A 768-nucleotide genomic window follows, 5' to 3' on the forward strand; every position below is an offset into this window, starting at 1 on the left:
TCTTCATAATCTCGTTTCTCTGCTGCTGACGCAGCAACGCAGAAAGAAGCCGGTAGTTAGGTGTTTTTAACGGCGCTTTCGCGATCGATCTTTAAAAATTTACAGCCGATAAGTGTGGGCGCTTGATGCGGTGGCGGCCTGATGTGGTTCTTCGGAGCGATATCGGGAGCAGCAAAAGTATCAAGAGTCTCACACTAAAGTAAGTCAGGTTTTTGAATTTATTCAGATACCTGTCAGCTTTGAGTGAGCGACCGGTCTCGAGAGAGACCGAAAACAGTAACAGGTATTGAACTGAAGAGTTTGATCCTGGCTCAGATTGAACGCTGGCGGCATGCCTTACACATGCAAGTCGAACGGCAGCGCGGGAGCAATCCTGGCGGCGAGTGGCGAACGGGTGAGTAATACATCGGAACATGTCCAGTAGTGGGGGATAGCCCGGCGAAAGCCGGATTAATACCGCATACGATCTTTGGATGAAAGCGGGGGATCGCAAGACCTCGCGCTATTGGGGTGGCCGATGGCGGATTAGCTAGTTGGTGGGGTAAAGGCCCACCAAGGCGACGATCCGTAGCTGGTCTGAGAGGACGACCAGCCACACTGGGACTGAGACACGGCCCAGACTCCTACGGGAGGCAGCAGTGGGGAATTTTGGACAATGGGCGCAAGCCTGATCCAGCAATGCCGCGTGTGTGAAGAAGGCCTTCGGGTTGTAAAGCACTTTTGTCCGGAAAGAAATCCTGATGGCTAATATCCGTCGGGGATGACGGT

At 53.0% G+C, this 768-nt stretch carries 1 rRNA gene; it reads left to right on the forward strand.

The window, feature by feature from the left end:
• Positions 1–288: 288 nt before the first annotated feature.
• A 16S ribosomal RNA gene (locus tag M3A49_RS42370) occupies positions 289–768 on the forward strand; the annotation flags it as partial.

The organism is Paraburkholderia sp. CNPSo 3076 (assembly GCF_026343935.1).
In the GTDB taxonomy this organism is placed as follows: domain Bacteria; phylum Pseudomonadota; class Gammaproteobacteria; order Burkholderiales; family Burkholderiaceae; genus Paraburkholderia; species Paraburkholderia nodosa.